Genomic DNA, 17,103 nt, shown 5'->3' with positions numbered 1-17,103 from the left:
CAAATAAATCTCCAGAATCACAATCAATCTATTAAAAATCCATCTAAAACCATCGATAATTCGTTGCGAAGGGTCAAAACTCCCCTCTAAATGAAAAAACTCCCGCCACAATTTGCGGGAGTTCATTCTATTTCATCTGAAAATACGTATCTAGTACTTTTCGCCCGATGGTTAAGTTCGGGGAGGGGCCTGTGTCTCCGGTGTATACCCATGGAACAATGACGGCCATTGCTACCTCGGGGTTACTAGATGGGGCGTAGCTGATTAAGCTCACATTCATCACTTCAGGTGGTGCATTTTTAGGGTACTGATCACGTTCCGGTCCGTCGTAGAAGGATTGTGCGGTACCTGTTTTTCCAGCAGGGCTGTAAGGTGCGGAACCAAAGGCTTTTGCTCCTGTTCCGGAGGTCATAACTCTGCGGAAACCCGTTTGAACTCGTTCAATCCATTCATCCTTCATGCTCACACGATTTAATATATTGGGTTGTATTTCTTTGTAAACGGGACCAAGCTTATCATTAGTCGTACCAGGCTCACGGATTTCTTTTACAATATGAGGCTGGATGCGATAGCCTCCATTAGCAATCGTGGCAGCATATTGGGCAAGCTGCATGGTTGTGTACGTATCGTATTGTCCAATGACTAAATCAAGTGCAAAACCTGGTAATGTAGAAGGTCCTTTAAAGCCGGTCATTTCATTTGGAAGGTCAATTCCTGTTTTTGCACCTAAGCCAAATTGAGCAAAGGAATCTCTTATTTTTGAAAAAGTATCTGGAGCTAAACTTAATGGTGCATTTGGTACATACTGTCCGCCACCGATTTTTATAGCGGTACGGAACATATACACGTTAGAGGATTGCTCTAATGCATACAAGTCATTAATCGAGCCCATATTTCTCCAAGATTTTTTCACGGGTGTCCCTTTAATGGAAAGGGGTCCGTCATAAAGGGGAGTTCCTGGAGAAATAGCGCCCGTTTGGTATCCCGTAAGCACGGTTGCTCCCTTCACGGAGGAGCCGACATTATAGGAGGTAGTAATATTGCCAAGTGCGAAGTCCTGGACTTCTAGATTTCCTGTTTCTTCGCTTCTAGCTAAAAGCTTTCCAGCCATTGTTAGGATTTCACCGGTATTTGGATCCATTAAAACAACAAAGGCACGGTCAAGAAACTTTGTTCCACCAAATCCCCGTTTGGTAGCGAGAAGCTCTTCTTCAAGAATTTTTTCAACCGCGAGCTGTAAGTCCATATCGATGGTCAGTATGAGGTCCTTGCCGCGCGTTCCATCGGATACGGGGACCGTTCCTACAATATTTCCTGCTTTGTCTTTTAAGTATTTTATTTTGGATTTATTTCCGCGCAGAACATCTTCATATTGATATTCCAGATAGCTTTTTCCGACACGATCATTTCTACTATAGCCACGAGAGAGATAGTAATCTAGCTGTTCTGCTGGTATCCCTTCTTCACTAGTAGTTGTTTTTCCTAATATCGTTTTTAAGGTGTTTTCGAATGAATACGTTCGCTCCCAGTCTGTAACCGTGTCTACCCCAGGTAAAAAGTTGAGATTTTCACTAACCTTTGAGAATTCCTCATCTGTTACACCAACGTTTTTTACGAGATGAGGGGTATACTCATAACCACTTGCAAATTCACGGTAAATGGCAATGACCTGCATATCTTTCTCTTTTAAGGAGGCTAGATCTTCAGCAGTGATCCTTTCAAGTAAAGTGTCATAATATTTTTTGTTAAACTCTTTTTCACTGTCTGTTGAATCTCTCATTGCCTCTTCTTCGGATTTGGATATTTTCTCTTTAACCAATAAAGGATTTTTTAGGATCCAATAATCCTTTTTGTCACGATCTCTCACTTTCTTTGTATCCATTTTGATGAGTTCGGAGAGGTTTTCTGCTGTTTTTAACATTTCCTCCTGACTGGCTCCCCAGTTTGTGTATGTAATCGCGTTTTGAGCAATATTATCTACTACTATCTTTCCGTTTCGGTCGTACATTTTTCCGCGTGGAACAGGTTGGCTTACAACGATTTCATTGGTCCTTTCGAGTTCTTCCTTGTAGGATACTCCCTGAACCATTTGCACGGTGCCTAAGCGCACAATTAGGATGACGAATAAGACAAAGACAATAAAAAATAGGAGGTTTACTCGTAAGGGAACGTGCCTCCGTTTGCTGGCTTTTTTCTTCATGAACTTCACTCCTTAGAAGGGAACGACTCTATTGGTATATATTTCTATTTTTATCATAATCTATGACGTTCTTAATAACAATAAAGTTTCAATTTTTTGACTAATTAACAGGTTATTCACAAGATGTGGATTACTATTGTGAAAATGCTGTTAATAAGCTGTATACAACTTAAATAATCCACATTATCCACAATTTACACATGAAGTTATACACATTATCCACAGTAATGGGCTATATCCAGAACAAAACCTGAGGATAAATAAAAAATTTATAAATAACCTGTCCAAATGCCTCTTTTCTTTCTATATAGAAGGTGAGAGGAGGTGATAGAGATGGCACAGGCGATGATCATGGATACAAAGCTTAAAGTATTGTTTGAAAATGGATTGAACTCAAAAGGAGAAGTAATTATTAAAACGAAGACATTTAGTAATGTGCGTAAGGAGGCTACGGCGGACCAACTTTTTCAAGCGGGTCAAGCATTAGCAAGTCTTTGTTCACTACCAGTAGTGAATATTGAACGAGCTGACAATTTTGAGTTGGTAAACGCGTAAGTGAAGATGAGTGATTAATCATTAGGAGGTGAGTAAATTGGCCAAAACATTAGAATTACAATTCATAACAGAAACAGGTGAAACAACAACCATTAGTATGGAATCTCCAAAGGAACCTGTTGATGCGGCTGCTGTTAAGGTTGCGATGGATCAAATTGTTGCTTCCAATGCATTTTATAGTGCGAAGGGACAGCTCGTTTCCCCTAAAGGCATTAGAGTAATTGAGAGAAATGTGACACCTTATGAACTAGCATAAAATAAGAGAGAGTCGGTTGAAATTGACCGACTCTCTTTTTTTGGAAGATAAGAAAGTATATAAATTTGCACTTTGAAAATTGTCCAGCTTCAGCGCCCAGCAACTAGTGTACTTCGATCTTCTCCCTACGATAAGTCAACATCGAATCGCTTGTACTCTCCGTGTTTCCTTTATCTCAGTCGAATCTCTCCAGTCCATACGTTGCTAGACGGGCGCTTGCGCTTTTCTTATTACATAACAATTTTACACCAAAGTACTTTGTCTTTAATTCTTACACCAGCTAATTTTCCGAACGGTATGTCTCGAACGACTTCAATGTCATTAAAGTTAATGGTGAGCTTGTTATCCTCGTACGTTACCCCATCCGCATCCTTTAAGAGTTTCTTTTTCATGGATTCTTTTAGACTGGGCTTTAAGTCGACTACCTCAAACTGTATCCGTCTTCCTTTTGCCATAATAGGTTTCAGTTCAAGTCGGAATGGAACAGGTACGAGCATCACCTTTGTATTTCCTGTTAAGACCAGATGTTCTCCTACAAACGAACATTGTAAATTGGAGGTTCCTTCTAATGGCTGAAGATGTAGCAGGCGGTTGACGAGCTCTTCTGACATACGAATAGGTGTACCAGTAGCGATTTTATCGAGCAGGCTTTCCACCGTCCATGATTGATCTTTTAATTCCCCAAGCTTTCGCTGCATTGTTTCGAGAAACTCGTTCATGCGGTCTCCTCCAAGCTGTCATTTTTCTAGTTCGAATACATTCATTACATTATATGGACGGTAAAAATAAAAAATGAATAAAGTTACAAATTGTTAAATTTCATTAATATATGCTTGATTTTTCCATTTTTATTATATATAGTACATTACATCAGTAATGTACTAACATACCATATGAATATAGGAGGTGAGGAATATGATCTTAAACTCAAATAGTATGAAGCCTATCTATGTACAAATTGCAGAGTATCTAGAAGGGGAGATATTAAGGGACTCCATTCGACCTGACGAAAAGATTTACTCTCAATATCAGCTGGCGGAAATGTTCAACATCAATCCTGCTACGGCGGCAAAAGGGTTGAATTTGTTAGCGGATGAAGACATTTTGTACAAAAGGAGAGGGCTTGGAATGTTTGTGGCTGCAGATGCAAAGAAGATCATCCTCACAAAACGAACCAACACCAAACTGAAGGAGCTAATTGAAGAAACGGTTAGAGAAGCCCGTCAATTAGGAGTAAGTAAGGAAGAACTAATGGAGATGATTCAAAAGGAGGGGGAGGAGTAATGAATATCGTTGCATGCAAGAACCTGTCAAAAACATATGGAAGGAATCAAGCTTTAAGAAGTGTTTCTTTTTCTCTAGAGGGTGAAAAGATCATAGGCTTGATTGGTCGAAACGGAGCTGGTAAGTCCACTCTATTAAAACTGATGGCAGGCTTTCTTGAAAAAACATCTGGGGAGATCAACGTTTTTTCGGAAAATCCATTTAATAGCTTAAAAGTTTCTGCTAACTCTATTTTTATGAGTGATGAAGTTACCTTTAATCCAGCCCTCACTTTAGGAGAAGTTCTAAAGGCAGCCGAAAGCTTCTATCCAAACTGGAATCGAGATTTAGCCTACCGACTTTTAGATTACTTTTCTATATCGCCACATTCCTACCATGCCAGTCTCTCAAAAGGGATGAGAAGCACGTTCAACACGATTATGGGACTGTCAACCAGAGCACCACTAACCTTATTTGATGAACCAACCACAGGAATGGATGCGGCTGTTCGAAAGGATTTTTACCGAGCTATTTTAAAAGATTATTTAGCCTTTCCACGGATGATCGTCATATCAAGTCACCTGTTAAATGAGATGGAGGAACTTTTTGAGGAGCTTTTACTGATAAAAGAAGGGGCCGTTCATCTTCATGAAAGTGTGGAAGATTTGAAAGAATACGCGGTTGGTATTACCGGAAGAACTTCCATAGTGGAAGAGTTATTGATAAATGATGAGGTTATTTTTCAACAAGCAGTTGGGATTGATCAGAGCTATGTTGTAGTGAAGCGTGGGGAAGAATTACAGCAACAAGCAAAGTTGCTAGGGCTTGAGCTGTCACCTGTTTCCGTTAGTGATTTATGCATGTATATAACGAGCAAGTCTAAGGGAGGGATTGATCATGTATTTGACAGAGAGTAATGTTCGAGACGTTATTTTCAAACAGTATCGCTATAAGCTGCAGGCCTATTTAGGGGTGTTTACCTCTCTTATGTTTATCCAAGTGCTTGGGGTATTATTTTCGATTAGTGGAACGGGCTCAATGGGAGGTAGTGCCGGTACCTTTAGTTACGATGTGAGAACCTATAGTGGTAGTTTGGTTGCTATTTTTACTTTGATGTGGGCTTTCTCAAATGGAATCTCATTGACCACAAAGCAGCATAGATATGATGACTTCAATTTTGTAACGACACGACAGGTAAGCCATTATGCGAATGCATTGTTTCTCGCGACAGCAAGTGTGATTGCTGCCATAACAGGGCTTTTAACAACTTATGTTTTAAGGTTACTGGTTACACAGGTTTTGAAAACACCTTCCGTTGCGGTCGATCAGCTTTCGGCGATAGATGTATGTAAGGGATTAGTAGGATTTTTCCTATATATTCTATTGTTCGCGAGCATTGGTTATTTTATTGGAATGCTTGCTCAAACGAATAAAATCGTCGCGTTTTTACTTCCTGTGTTTTTGATTGGGGTCATTTCAATCCAAGCGTACTTAGGGGGAGAAGGGGCATTATTAGTAGATATAGGGAGATTTTATGTACTTGAGGCTTCGTTTCTTCTATTTACGGTTAAGAGTGTCATCACTTCTGTACTATTTTTTCTAGGAGCCTGCATGTTAGGTAATCGTTTGGAGGTGGGGGTGTAATGGTAGCCATTATTCTACTAATCTTAGTTATTGCTGCAGTGGTTTCTCAACTGTCTAAATCGAAGAAAAAGGCATGGATTGGAATGAAAACTACTAGATTACTGCTACTTGGTTACGTAGGTTTGCTGATTCTGCTCGCTGTTGCTTCTTTGCTTCTGCCTATGAATAGCACTTCCATCAAAATGATGTCTGAAGAAGAAGTGGAACAGAGTATGAAGCTTCAGGATCAAGTGATGAATGAGGCATTTAGAGGTACCTTTGAAGAGGAGAACGGATTAGATGTTGTGGAGAAATGGACTTTTCCACTTACAAGTGACGAGCTTGGTATTACACCTATTAATGATTATTCCGTTCAAGTGTTTATAGAGAAAAGCCCAGATATGGGGGGAGAAATTCAGATTACTCATTATGCGGGAAAAACCATTGTGAACGGGATGGATCTTACGGAAAAACGAGGCGAAGTTCAAATAGAGATGCAAGGCAATGAACTTGAAATCAAGAATCCCTCTCAAATATCGGTAAAATTAGCTGAGATATCAAGTGGGTTCCCGTTTCAACAATTCTCTGCAGAAAAGGTTGATTTGTTTCAAAATAGCTCGTACGGCAACATGGGAATGGATGTGCTGTATATAAAAGCTCCTAAAGGGTTGAAAATAGAAGGCCAAGCACTTTACGTCAACTAAAGTGTCCACCTCAGGCGTACAAATCGGCCCCGAGTGTCCACGAGCGGTGACAGACACCCCTCGTTGACAAAATGCCCCTTTTTGTCCACGGACGGTGTCTGACACCGAAATGGTTGACAGGGGGCGCTTTTGTGTGATATTTAATTAGTGATTAGCACTCTATGTGGTAGAGTGCTAAAGGAATTACATATATTGATGAGAGGGGATTTTTGAATGGAAAAGAAGCAATTCCAAGCAGAGTCAAAGAGATTGTTAGACATGATGATTCACTCCATTTACACACATCGAGAAATTTTTCTACGTGAGTTGTTATCAAACGCAAGTGATGCGATTGATAAAATTTATTATCGTGCCTTAACAGACGAAAACATCACTTTTGACAAAGACAACTATTTTATAAAAATTGCTGCTGATAAAGAGAGCAGAAGATTAACGATTACGGATACCGGAATTGGGATGACCAAGGAAGAGCTTGAAAACAATCTTGGGGTCATCGCTAAAAGTGGCTCACTTGCCTTTAAATCTGAAAATGAGCTAAAGGATGGTCACGACATCATCGGGCAATTTGGCGTTGGGTTTTATTCGGCATTCATGGTGGCAGACGTGGTAACGGTGATCACCAAATCACTAGGAAGCGACACGGCCTATAAGTGGGAATCGCAAGGTGCGGATGGTTATACGATTGAGCCGTATGAAAAAAGTGAAGTGGGAACGGAAATCATCCTTACCATTAAGCAAAATACAGAAGACGATAACTATGATGAATTTTTAGAAGAATATCGTCTCAAATCAATTGTTAAAAAATACTCAGACTTCATTCGTTACCCGATTAAAATGGATACCACGAGCAGACGTTTAAAAGAAGGTAGTGAATCGGAATACGAGGATTATTCAGAAGAGCAAACCATTAATAGCATGGTGCCAATCTGGAGAAAGAACAAAAACGAATTAACAACAGAGGACTACGAAAACTTTTACGCTGAAAAACATTACGGCTTTGATAAACCATTAAAGCATATTCACATCAGCGTAGATGGTGCGGTTCGTTATAATGCGGTGTTATATATTCCTGAAAAAATTCCATTTGATTATTACACCCAGGAGTATGAAAAAGGGCTGGAGCTTTATTCAAACGGTGTTCTTATCATGAATAAATGTGGAGATCTATTACCGGACTATTTCAGCTTTGTTAAAGGGATGGTTGATTCAGAAGATTTATCCCTCAATATCTCAAGAGAGATGTTACAGCATGATCGTCAATTAAAACTAATTGCGAAAAATATTAAAAACAAAATCAAAGGTCAACTACAAAGCTTGTTGAAGGATGACCGCGAAAAGTACGAGGCATTTTTCCAATCCTTTGGCCGTCAATTAAAGTTTGGCGTTTATAGCGATTTTGGAAGCAATAAAGAGACGCTTCAGGATCTCCTCATGTTCTATTCATCTAAGGAAAAGAAGCTTGTTACGTTAGATGAGTATGTTTCAAGAATGCCTGAGGATCAAAAGTATATTTACTATGCATCAGGTGAGTCAGTGGAGCGCATTGAAAAGCTACCTCAGACTGAACTTGTGGCGGATAAAGGCTATGAAATCCTTTATTTCACAGACGACATTGATGAGTTTGCGATTCGTATGGTTATGAATTATAAGGAAAAAGAATTCAAGTCAGTCTCTAGTGGTGATTTAGGGATTGAAGAGCAAGCAGATGAAAAAGAGACGGCAGAACAAACGGAGAACCAAGAACTGTTTGAATACATGAAAACGGCCCTTGGAGAAAAGGTAAAGGCGGTACGTGTATCCAAGCGTCTAAAGTCACATCCTGTTTGTTTAACAACTGAAGGAGACGTTTCTATTGAGATGGAGAAAGTGCTCCAAGCGATGCCAAATAGCCAAAATGTCAAAGCAGACAAAGTGCTAGAGATCAACGTGAACCACGAAGTATTTGCTTCTTTAAAGGATGCATTTGCTAATGACAAGGACAAGCTCACCTTGTTTACAGGGCTCCTTTACAATCAGGCATTACTCATTGAGGGGTTACCAATTGAAGATCCAGTAGAATTTACAAACGATATTTGCAAAATTATGGTGTAAGCAAGGGAGGGCACTCAATATATGAGTGCTCTTTTCTTATTACCCTCAAAAAAATGCATCCAATCACTAAATATATAGAAAAGGTGGAGAAAGGTGGAAATAAAGGATGATTTTTCAATTGCCTATTCACTCTTCTGAAAAAGTGACAGATGTATATATGAACAAACTAAATACCGACGGATTTATTGTGGCGATACCTGAAATACACTGGTCTATCTTTTTACCGGCACATGGGTCAAAGGATAGTCACTTCCAACATATTTTGCAATCATTAATGTTTCAATTATTTGAAGGAAATGCAGAAAGTTTAGCGAAGGACATTGTTAAATTGTTAGAAAGGCAGTTCTTTAAAAAATAAGAAATGCCTTTGTAAGAAAATCTCCCAATCAATCCCCAAATATTACACCCAATCCTTGTTATTGTATAAAGTGGTGTACTACTATGAAGATATAACTATCTTCACCTGGAGGTGACAGGTTCTGCTTCACCTAACAAAACATCATAATCCAGAGCAAAACCATGAGTTGATTCAGCGTTGGTCTAGATACTCAACCCATTTGGGTCAATTACTTGAAGAGACTGACGCTCTTTTTCAAAAAGTTGCCGTCCATCCTAATCCTTCAATAAATGAAATGAGAACCATCATAACAGAAAAGGGGGAGCCTCTCCCCTCATGGCTTCCAGATCTAGAAGTTGAATTACACAAACTTCAAAGTGAAATAAAGATCGAAAGAAATGTGGTCGACTTTGGGGCAGTTGGTGATGGGGTTACAGACAATACAAATGCTTTTCGAAAAGCAATCGGACGAGGCAATTGTAAGATCATTATTCCTGAAGGTGTATTTGTCACAAAAGGAATCAAACTTCCCTCCAACACGATCCTTGTTGGGGCAGGAAAGGGAAAAACAATCATTAAACTCCATCATGATGCCCTAAAATCCGCCATTCTTATCACCAATAAGCATCATATAAGTGGGAATCACCATATTTATGTGGAAGGGATGACCCTCGATTGGAATGTCAAACGACTAGCGAGCGATGAAAGAACGGCGAGTGGAAACAATCGATCGAGTTGCTTAACATTTGCCCATGTGAAGTATGGATGGGTAAGAAAGGTAGAAGCGATTCATGCAGGGTTGCATGCTTTTGACGTTTCTTCCACTCTCTACTATTACATAAAGGATGGATTCATAGGTCCGGGGAGAAGTCAGTATATCTGGCTTGATGAATTAAACGGATACGGATTTGGAGATGACGGGATTACCACTCATCATAGTGATTATATATTTATATCGAAATCGCATATGTGTGATCCGAGTGGAAGAGCTCATGAACCTGGCTATTCTAATTCAAATGGCATTGAAATAGATGATGGCTCCAGATACGTGTGGCTTGCGAACAATTCAACAACTAGATGCTTTGGTGGAGTGGAAATCAAGGCTCATCACAATGCTTCTGCTGCTTCCAATGTCACCATTATTGGACATCTGTCGGTTCATGATAATCGTGCCTTCAACTTTCGGCATATCGGTCATCATAAAGGGGATGACCCAGAGTCAAAAACGGCCTATAACATAAAAGCCATGAATTTGGTTGCTATGGCTCCTATCTTTACTTCATTGTATGAAGTGTCAACTCCAAGAGCGATGGTGATATCCGCATACCGTCATGTGGTGGTGAACCAGTTTACTGTGCTTGGAGACTCGACCTATGATTTTGAAGGGCATCCTGTCATAGCGATTCAATATCGAGCAAAACAGATTCTACTTAATAAAATCTATATAGACGGTTTTTATCATGCAGGTGGAATTAAAGGGAAATTTCACGTGCCAGAGGAGCTAACATGAGAGAACAGGATATTGATAAGAGCTTACATATCGTCACAACGGGTGATCAACTCAATTTTTACAAGTCATTGCAATTTCACCGTTATGAAGCTACCCCATATTTGCATCTTCAACAGTTAATCAGTGAGCATGAGTTCAAACCATCTGACCGTATCGTTGACTTTGGTTGTGGAAAAGGAAGGCTGAATTTCTTTCTTTATCACCATACAGGAGCAACGGTAACTGGAGTAGAAATGAATGAGGAGTATTATCAGCTTGCTATGGAAAATAGAGAACATTATCGGAAAAAGTATGGCTCAGAAAATCCTATTCACTTTTTCTTCGGTTTTGCAGAGGAATATCCGATCCACGAACAGGATAATACTTTTTACTTTTTTAACCCGTTCTCTATTCATATTTTTCGGAATATAATTCATCGTATCCTTCAATCGGTTGAGGAGAATTATCGAGAAATAAAGCTGATTTTGTACTATGCAAGTGAAGAGTATATCGACTTTTTAGAAAGCATGGGCATGTTTCAGCTGAAATCTGAAGTCATTTGTTCACAAGGAAATCCGTTTGAAAGATTTTCTATTTATGGTTTAGCTTTTTAAGGGGGAATGAATGTGGAGAAATTGCTTGAACAAGAAATCATTACATATGTGGAAAATTTGCCTGGCTGGAAATGGGACGAGGGTAAATGGATAAGCAAAAGATATCGATTTCTAAATTATTTAACAGGTGTTTCCTTTGTGAGTGAGCTAGCAAATTATGCGGAACAGCGTAATCACCATCCGTTCATCTCGATTGATTATAAAGTAGTAACGATTAAACTTAGCTCGTGGAATGCAGGAGGTCTTACTTCGCTGGATATGGAAATGGCAAGAGTCTTTGATGAGATTTACGATCAATTTGTGGAATAAGAAAAGGCGGGAGTGCTTATTGCGCTCTCGCCTTTTCTCTTCCAAATACGGTGTAATAAAGCAGTATCGCAATAAAGACAGAAATAGCTGATGCTATGTAGATGCTATGATAGTCTAAATAGAAAGCGATTTGTCCGAACACGATCGCACCCATTCCCACGCCTAAATCGAAGAAGGAGAAAAAGGTAGCATTTGCCATCCCACGCCTGCTAATAGGTGAATTTTGAACACTCCATGCTTGAAGAGCTGGTTGTACGGTCCCAAAGCCTAACCCATAAATAATGGCTGCTAAATAGAGGATCGCGCTATTCGGAACCCAGGCAAGCAGGATCATGGCTGCCATAATCATGATGGAACCAGCAGGGAATACAAAGCGATGTCCTTTTTGATCATAGAGCTTTCCAGCAAAGGTTCTTGAGATGAGAAGAGCAATGGCATAAAGAAGAAAGTACCATTCAATTCCTTCAATCCCCTTTTTTACTGTATATAAAGGGAGGAATGAAGCGATTCCACCAAACGTAACAGTGATAAACAGAAGCAATATCGAAGGGGGCAAGGCCGTCTTTTCGTAAAGGTCGAGCTTTTTATGATTGGTTGTAGTTCCAGGTTCTACGGGCTTAAATCGTATACGAGAAGATAAGGCGATAGCAACTGCACCGAGTACGCCGCAAATCAAGAAGAGTTGAGTAAAGCTAAGATAACCTACAAGCGCAAGTCCGAGGGTTGGACCCATGGCAAGAGCTAAGTTACCCGATAGCCCGTAATATCCCATTCCTTCCCCGCGCCGTTTTGGTGGAATCAGGTCGGTCGCAATCGTACCTGAAGCAGTCGTGGAAAGTCCCCAACCTACCCCTTGAATAATTCTTAAAATAAATAGGAAAACAAGACCTCCAGCAATACCGAAAGCTCCAGTGGAGAAGACAAAAATTCCTAATCCAACAAGATAAATAAATCGGCGCCCTTTACTTTCTAGTGCATGCCCGGCGTAAGGTCGAATTAATAGGGCGGAGAAAGTGAAGATTCCCACAACCACTCCGATCAGCTGGTCATTTCCACCGAGGTTCTCTACAAATAATGGAATAGTGGGCAAAGTCATTTGAAAGCCGAGGAAAACAAAAAAGTTTGATAAGCAAATTAGAATAAAGTCTCGAGTCCATATCTTCTCTTTACCTTTTTCTGAAGGTGGAGCTTTTTCCGCAAGAGGTGTGCTCATAACCATCCACTCCCATTCGGGAATATCCCGTTTCTATAATTATTTCGTTAACCTAAATATATATGCGATTTTACAAAAAAATGGTGATAAATCTATTATAGACAATGACTTTTCGATTTACTATTCTTTTGAGTTACACAGGATTTGAGCTGATAAAGAACGTTTAGTAATATTAATGTTATTACTATAGGAAATAGGTGTTCATGATGGGAAGAATGATTGTACTAGGATCAGGAATATTAGGTGCTTCGGCTGCTTTTCACTTAGCGTCAAAAGGAGTAAAAGTGATCCTTGTTGACCGCGCCGAGGTAGGACAAGCAACGAACGCGGCCGCGGGAATTATTTGCCCATGGATTTCGCAAAGACGAAATAAGGCATGGTATGAGTTAGTGAAGCAAGGGGCGCGTTATTACCCTGATTTAGTCGAAAAATTGTCCTCTTATGGAGTAGGTAATACGGGATATCGAAAAGTTGGAGCCTTAAGCCTTCATACAAATGAGGAAAAACTGAAACAAATGGCAGATAGGGCCATCAAACGGAGAGAGGATGTACCGGAAATCGGTGAGGTGAAAATCCTAACTTATGAAGAAACAAAAGAGCTGTTTCCTCTCGTGGCAGAAGGATATGGAGCGGTTTATGTTTCCGGCGGAGCAAGGGTAGACGGAAGGCTCATACGTGATGCATTAGTAAAGGCTGCGGTTCAGCTCGGTACGGAATACGTTCGTGGGAATGCTTCACTCGTATGTGAGGAAAACTGTGTGAGTGGCGTGGTTGTTGATGGGGAGCGGTTAGAGGCTGATGAAGTGCTTGTCACGACAGGAGCTTGGGCCCGTGAGGTGTTGGAGCCTGTTGGAGTGAATTTTCAAGTTTCGGGTCAAAAAGCGCAGATTTGTCATTTAGAATTACCGGGTGTGGACACCTCCGAATGGCCCGTAGTCATGCCTCCGAATAATCAGTACTTATTAACGTTTGAAGATGGTCACGTCGTAGTTGGGTCGACGCATGAAGACCATAAAGAATTTGATACGAGAGTCACTGCTGGTGGATTAAATGAAATTATCGGTAAAGCATTAGAGGTGTTTCCGGGCTTAGAGGAAGCGACGGTAGTTGAAACGAGAGTGGGCTTTCGTCCATTTACCCCCGACTTTCTACCAGTGATTGGGACAGTTCCTGGACTGGAAGGTGTTTTAGTCGCGAATGGACTTGGTGCCTCTGGCCTAACGAGCGGCCCGTTTTTGGGTGCCGAGCTCGCAAAGCTCGCTCTTGGAGAAGAAACCGTGCTGGATGTCAGTCGCTATTCGGTGGAGGGTGCGATTGGGGATCGATAAGTTTGAGCATCGTAAATAAGTTCTGGGAATCGCAAATAAGATGCTTGGCGCGCAAATAAGTTCTCAGGATCGCAAATAAAATGCATGGCGCGCAAATAAGTTCCCAGGGATCGCAAATAAATTCCGAGAATCGCAAATAAAATTTCAGGATTGCAAATAAATTCCGAGAACCGCAAATAAAATTTCAGGATCGCAAATAAATTCCGAGAACCGCAAATAAAATTTCAGGATCGCAAATAAATTCCGAGAATCGCAAATAAAGTTTCAGGATCGCAAATAAATCCTGAGAATCGCAAATAAATTCTCAGGATCGCAAAAATCCTTACTTTTTCTCAGGGGAGAGCTTCATATTTTTCGGAAAATGATACTTTTTTCCTTTGAGGGTTCCACTTTCAGATAAATGTAGTGATTTTAAGAGGCGACTTGCGACAAAAGGAGAGTCAATTTGAAGGAAATCACGACATTTTGCATTCGTTATCGTAGGGGAGATTAGTAACCAATAATCATGCAACGCCTCAAGATGTGCCAGGCGATCTGAATGGCCACAGTTCTTGCATGTCCAGCGACCTTTTTTACGCTGCATCCTAAATAATTGACAGCTAGGACATTGAACTCCTTTTACAAGTTCATCTGCTTGAATTTGGAATTTCTTTAACACATCGTATTCGGCTTCTTTATGGTCCTTTAATAGTTTTCTGCTCAATTTCTTAAGTTGTGAGGTTTCCATCATCTCCGTTTTATATTTTGACTGAAGCTCCGTTAACCGTAGAGGGAGCTTATTTGCGTGAATGACTTGCTTAAACAAATAAGCTTTCCCTGGATCGGTACTAATAATAGTAGATGCATTACTAACAACGATCAGGTATTCCACTGGGATGCTATAACCTAGTTGTTGAAAGAGCCAATCTCCCATTAAAGATTGGTGCCTACTTGCTTGGGCTATTGGGTCTGGGAAAGCTTCCTTTTTGTCATTCCATGTGCGAATAAGTTGACCGAATTGAGAGTCAAAATGAATTTCTCCGATAATGTTCTTGGTTTCAATGATTAATGCAAAGGTAGGAAAAAGGATGAGAACATCCATCTCAAATATAGATTCATGTTGTTCGAGGCGAAGGTTATGAAAGAGATAGGAGGTTGGAGGAAGTTGGTGAAAATAATAACAGAGAGATCGTTCACCATAATAGCCGGCTTTTCGTTTGGCTAAGTCAGCTAGTATTTGTGGATACTGATGATGAGTAGACAACATTCTTTTTTCTAAACACTGTACGGCTTGAAGCTTTAATGGAACCGTTAATTCTTTTACAATCAATCGGCATCTTCCTTTCTATTAGTATCATCTAAGCTTTCGACAAAATCCCTCTATTTTCCTCTGCCGTTTTCTCAAAAAGATTGATTCAAATCACATCAAAATAGAATGTAAAAAGATATGATTGATTCATACAGAAGGAAAGGACCTGATAATGATGCAACGACAAAGCTTATCTACCTTTATCGAATATAATGAAGAGAAATTTACGAAAAGAGTGATTTTTAAAGAAGGGGAGAGTACGGTATTTGTATTAAACTTTTCGAAAAATCAAGCACTGCCAGCCCATAAACACCCTGGAACAAATGTGTTTATTCAGGTGGTAGAGGGAGAAGGAACCTTTCATGTGGATGGAGAAAGCCTGGCTGTATCCAAACATGATGTGATTCATTTTACTGGGGAAGAGGAAATGTCTTTCGTGAATGGTGAGGGCAATACGTCTTTGTATGTTATGCTAAACAAGATTCCAGATGAAAGATATGTAAAAGAAATCTAACCAAAAGGCTCACCTGTCGAGGTGAGCCTTCTTCTTTATTTCTCTTCAGCTGTAGGGCGCTTTCCGCTTAATTGCAGGCCAGCTTTTCCTTCTTCAAGAAGATGCTGAATGTCTTTGAATTTTACAAATCGCTTATTTACATCATCAAATAATTTGAAGTGAATGGACTCAAGGCTCGTACCTAGAGTAACGGTTGTTGCTTTTTGTAATGGTGGTGTAGATTCATGTGCTTTTTCAAGATTATAGTTAGGAACCTTAGGTGCTAGATGATGCACATGGTGAAAGCCGATGTTTCCTGTTACCCATTGCAAGATCTTCGGTAGCTTGTAATAAGAACTTCCTTCAACAGCTGCCTTCACATAGTTCCACTCTTCTTCGTGTTCAAAATAGCTGTCTTCATATTGATGTTGTACGTAAAATAACCAAATACCTAATGCACCAGCAACAAATAGAATTGGCGCCTGGACAAGAAGGAATGCTTTCCAGCCAACTAACCAAATCATAAACGAATACAACACAACGATCGCAATATTGTTGAAATAAGTGTTGAGACGCTCTTTACGTTTTGCATCTTTCACATTGATACGATTGGTCACAAGGAACAAGAAGATCGGTCCTAGAACGAACATAACAAACGGGTTACGGTACATTCTGTATTTAAGGCGTTGAGTTGGTGTAGCAGCTAAATATTCTTCAACCGTCATTACCCAAATGTCACCAATGCCACGCTTATCTAAGTTTCCGCTTGTTGCGTGGTGGATATTGTGGCTTCTCTTCCATTGTTCGTAAGGAAACATCGTAATAATTCCACTGATGTTACCGATTAATGCATTTGCCTTACGATTTCTAAAGAACGATTGGTGGCAGCAATCATGGAAAATGATAAAGATTCGAATCACAAATCCAGAAGCAACAATAGCTAGTGGCAACGTTAGCCAGTAAGAAACCGAAAGACTCGCGTACGCTAAGTACCATAAACCAAAGAAAGGAATGAATGTGTTAATCATTTGTTTTATACTTTTACTTATATCTGACTTTTCAAAAGGGACTACGCTTTTTCTTAATTCAGCTGTTTTTTGCTTGCTCATAAAAGCCTCCTACAAGGTTTTAAATTTATCTACTGTAATTGTAGTGTTTATGAGCAGGTCATGAAAAGGCATAAATGTATAGAGTAGGACATGACAAATGTCATGTTTCAAGAAAAATTTTAAAAGAAATTACTGGAAAAACCTTAAACAATTCGAAAAAATGTAGACACATTGCTTTTCATGAGCATATTTTTACATACGTTCCCTATTTCAAGATATACTAGTCTGTAT

General features: G+C 39.9%; 18 protein-coding genes. 13 read left to right on the top strand and 5 right to left on the bottom strand.

Features of this window, described 5'->3' with window-relative positions; all coding sequences use genetic code 11:
• Nucleotides 1–127: 127 nt before the first annotated feature.
• Nucleotides 128–2,200: a peptidoglycan D,D-transpeptidase FtsI family protein gene (locus tag ACGLXV_RS14905; protein WP_391559265.1), complete on the bottom strand. Its 2,073-nt coding sequence runs from the start codon at nucleotides 2,198–2,200 to the stop codon at nucleotides 128–130.
• A gap of 333 nt (nucleotides 2,201–2,533) precedes the next feature.
• Here ACGLXV_RS14905 and ACGLXV_RS14900 point away from each other — a divergent pair, with 333 nt between their 5' ends.
• Nucleotides 2,534–2,755 (top strand): DUF1659 domain-containing protein, encoded by a 222-nt coding sequence (locus ACGLXV_RS14900; protein ID WP_119706637.1) that lies wholly within the window; start codon nucleotides 2,534–2,536, stop codon nucleotides 2,753–2,755.
• Nucleotides 2,756–2,792: 37 nt separating this feature from the next.
• Nucleotides 2,793–3,011 carry a DUF2922 domain-containing protein gene (locus ACGLXV_RS14895; protein ID WP_119706638.1) on the top strand — a complete coding sequence of 73 codons (219 nt, stop codon included), beginning with the start codon at nucleotides 2,793–2,795 and terminating at the stop codon, nucleotides 3,009–3,011.
• Between the two features lie 230 nt (nucleotides 3,012–3,241).
• Here ACGLXV_RS14895 and ACGLXV_RS14890 read toward each other — a convergent pair whose 3' ends face one another.
• Entirely contained in the window at nucleotides 3,242–3,730 is a 489-nt protein-coding gene (locus tag ACGLXV_RS14890; protein WP_391559264.1) for a hypothetical protein, read from the bottom strand.
• 196 nt (nucleotides 3,731–3,926) lie between these two features.
• On the opposite strand from ACGLXV_RS14890, the gene ACGLXV_RS14885 reads away from it, so the two are divergent.
• The 9 genes from ACGLXV_RS14885 to ACGLXV_RS14845 all read left to right on the top strand — a co-directional run bounded on the left by ACGLXV_RS14885 (nucleotide 3,927) and on the right by ACGLXV_RS14845 (nucleotide 11,441).
• Nucleotides 3,927–4,295, top strand: coding sequence for a GntR family transcriptional regulator (locus ACGLXV_RS14885; protein WP_205536675.1), 369 nt, complete (start codon nucleotides 3,927–3,929; stop codon nucleotides 4,293–4,295).
• Complete coding sequence (locus ACGLXV_RS14880) at nucleotides 4,295–5,191, top strand: ATP-binding cassette domain-containing protein (RefSeq protein ID WP_391559263.1); 897 nt, start codon at nucleotides 4,295–4,297, stop codon at nucleotides 5,189–5,191. Before ACGLXV_RS14885 ends, ACGLXV_RS14880 begins: the two co-directional genes overlap by 1 nt.
• Nucleotides 5,172–5,918, top strand: coding sequence for a hypothetical protein (locus ACGLXV_RS14875; protein WP_391559262.1), 747 nt, complete (start codon nucleotides 5,172–5,174; stop codon nucleotides 5,916–5,918). The genes ACGLXV_RS14880 and ACGLXV_RS14875 overlap by 20 nt, the downstream gene beginning before the upstream one ends.
• The gene (locus tag ACGLXV_RS14870; RefSeq protein WP_391559261.1) at nucleotides 5,918–6,601 is read left to right on the top strand and encodes a hypothetical protein; all 684 of its coding nucleotides are present in this window, start codon (nucleotides 5,918–5,920) and stop codon (nucleotides 6,599–6,601) included. Before ACGLXV_RS14875 ends, ACGLXV_RS14870 begins: the two co-directional genes overlap by 1 nt.
• Nucleotides 6,602–6,814: 213 nt before the next feature.
• Nucleotides 6,815–8,692 (top strand): molecular chaperone HtpG, encoded by a 1,878-nt coding sequence (gene htpG / locus ACGLXV_RS14865; protein ID WP_391559260.1) that lies wholly within the window; start codon nucleotides 6,815–6,817, stop codon nucleotides 8,690–8,692.
• Between the two features lie 106 nt (nucleotides 8,693–8,798).
• Nucleotides 8,799–9,050 (top strand): YueH family protein, encoded by a 252-nt coding sequence (locus ACGLXV_RS14860; RefSeq protein ID WP_391559259.1) that lies wholly within the window; start codon nucleotides 8,799–8,801, stop codon nucleotides 9,048–9,050.
• A 166-nt stretch (nucleotides 9,051–9,216) separates the two neighbouring features.
• On the top strand, nucleotides 9,217–10,539 hold the full coding sequence (locus tag ACGLXV_RS14855) for a glycosyl hydrolase family 28-related protein (protein ID WP_391559258.1): 1,323 nt from the start codon (nucleotides 9,217–9,219) through the stop codon (nucleotides 10,537–10,539).
• Nucleotides 10,536–11,132: a class I SAM-dependent methyltransferase gene (locus tag ACGLXV_RS14850; RefSeq protein WP_391559257.1), complete on the top strand. Its 597-nt coding sequence runs from the start codon at nucleotides 10,536–10,538 to the stop codon at nucleotides 11,130–11,132. Before ACGLXV_RS14855 ends, ACGLXV_RS14850 begins: the two co-directional genes overlap by 4 nt.
• 6 nt (nucleotides 11,133–11,138) lie before the next feature.
• Complete coding sequence (locus tag ACGLXV_RS14845) at nucleotides 11,139–11,441, top strand: 4a-hydroxytetrahydrobiopterin dehydratase (protein ID WP_391559256.1); 303 nt, start codon at nucleotides 11,139–11,141, stop codon at nucleotides 11,439–11,441.
• A 16-nt stretch (nucleotides 11,442–11,457) separates the two neighbouring features.
• On the opposite strand, the gene ACGLXV_RS14840 is transcribed toward ACGLXV_RS14845, so the two are convergent.
• The gene (locus ACGLXV_RS14840) at nucleotides 11,458–12,654 is read right to left on the bottom strand and encodes an MFS transporter (protein WP_391559255.1); all 1,197 of its coding nucleotides are present in this window, start codon (nucleotides 12,652–12,654) and stop codon (nucleotides 11,458–11,460) included.
• 206 nt (nucleotides 12,655–12,860) lie between these two features.
• Here ACGLXV_RS14840 and ACGLXV_RS14835 point away from each other — a divergent pair, with 206 nt between their 5' ends.
• A complete protein-coding gene (locus tag ACGLXV_RS14835) occupies nucleotides 12,861–13,982 on the top strand; it encodes an NAD(P)/FAD-dependent oxidoreductase (protein ID WP_391559266.1) in 1,122 nt (373 codons plus the stop codon).
• A 322-nt stretch (nucleotides 13,983–14,304) separates the two neighbouring features.
• On the opposite strand, the gene ACGLXV_RS14830 is transcribed toward ACGLXV_RS14835, so the two are convergent.
• Nucleotides 14,305–15,291: a nuclease-related domain-containing protein gene (locus ACGLXV_RS14830; protein WP_391559254.1), complete on the bottom strand. Its 987-nt coding sequence runs from the start codon at nucleotides 15,289–15,291 to the stop codon at nucleotides 14,305–14,307.
• Between the two features lie 151 nt (nucleotides 15,292–15,442).
• Between ACGLXV_RS14830 and ACGLXV_RS14825 the strand changes: the two genes are divergently transcribed.
• Complete coding sequence (locus ACGLXV_RS14825) at nucleotides 15,443–15,784, top strand: cupin domain-containing protein (protein WP_391559253.1); 342 nt, start codon at nucleotides 15,443–15,445, stop codon at nucleotides 15,782–15,784.
• 35 nt (nucleotides 15,785–15,819) lie between these two features.
• Here ACGLXV_RS14825 and desA read toward each other — a convergent pair whose 3' ends face one another.
• Nucleotides 15,820–16,872: a Delta(5) desaturase DesA gene (desA, locus tag ACGLXV_RS14820; protein WP_391559252.1), complete on the bottom strand. Its 1,053-nt coding sequence runs from the start codon at nucleotides 16,870–16,872 to the stop codon at nucleotides 15,820–15,822.
• Between the last annotated feature and the right edge of the window lie 231 nt (nucleotides 16,873–17,103).

The sequence above is a fragment of the Robertmurraya sp. genome, assembly GCF_036676585.1.
Lineage (GTDB): Bacteria > Bacillota > Bacilli > Bacillales > Cytobacillaceae > Robertmurraya_A.
The sequence above is the reverse complement of the archived record's forward strand: the minus strand, read 5'-3'. Positions and strand labels throughout refer to the sequence as shown.

Excerpts from the sequence above, each read along its gene's own strand:
- ACGLXV_RS14860 (WP_391559259.1), top strand. The coding sequence starts at position 8,799 with ATGATTTTTCAATTGCCTATTCACTCTTCTGAAAAAGTGACAGATGTA.
- htpG (WP_391559260.1), top strand. The coding sequence starts at position 6,815 with ATGGAAAAGAAGCAATTCCAAGCAGAGTCAAAGAGATTGTTAGACATG.
- ACGLXV_RS14885 (WP_205536675.1), top strand. The coding sequence starts at position 3,927 with ATGATCTTAAACTCAAATAGTATGAAGCCTATCTATGTACAAATTGCA.
- ACGLXV_RS14880 (WP_391559263.1), top strand. The coding sequence starts at position 4,295 with ATGAATATCGTTGCATGCAAGAACCTGTCAAAAACATATGGAAGGAAT.
- ACGLXV_RS14850 (WP_391559257.1), top strand. The coding sequence starts at position 10,536 with ATGAGAGAACAGGATATTGATAAGAGCTTACATATCGTCACAACGGGT.
- ACGLXV_RS14845 (WP_391559256.1), top strand. The coding sequence starts at position 11,139 with ATGAATGTGGAGAAATTGCTTGAACAAGAAATCATTACATATGTGGAA.
- ACGLXV_RS14900 (WP_119706637.1), top strand. The coding sequence starts at position 2,534 with ATGGCACAGGCGATGATCATGGATACAAAGCTTAAAGTATTGTTTGAA.
- desA (WP_391559252.1), bottom strand. The coding sequence starts at position 16,872 with ATGAGCAAGCAAAAAACAGCTGAATTAAGAAAAAGCGTAGTCCCTTTT.
- ACGLXV_RS14875 (WP_391559262.1), top strand. The coding sequence starts at position 5,172 with ATGTATTTGACAGAGAGTAATGTTCGAGACGTTATTTTCAAACAGTAT.
- ACGLXV_RS14835 (WP_391559266.1), top strand. The coding sequence starts at position 12,861 with ATGGGAAGAATGATTGTACTAGGATCAGGAATATTAGGTGCTTCGGCT.
- ACGLXV_RS14890 (WP_391559264.1), bottom strand. The coding sequence starts at position 3,730 with ATGAACGAGTTTCTCGAAACAATGCAGCGAAAGCTTGGGGAATTAAAA.
- ACGLXV_RS14840 (WP_391559255.1), bottom strand. The coding sequence starts at position 12,654 with ATGAGCACACCTCTTGCGGAAAAAGCTCCACCTTCAGAAAAAGGTAAA.
- ACGLXV_RS14905 (WP_391559265.1), bottom strand. The coding sequence starts at position 2,200 with ATGAAGAAAAAAGCCAGCAAACGGAGGCACGTTCCCTTACGAGTAAAC.
- ACGLXV_RS14825 (WP_391559253.1), top strand. The coding sequence starts at position 15,443 with ATGATGCAACGACAAAGCTTATCTACCTTTATCGAATATAATGAAGAG.
- ACGLXV_RS14870 (WP_391559261.1), top strand. The coding sequence starts at position 5,918 with ATGGTAGCCATTATTCTACTAATCTTAGTTATTGCTGCAGTGGTTTCT.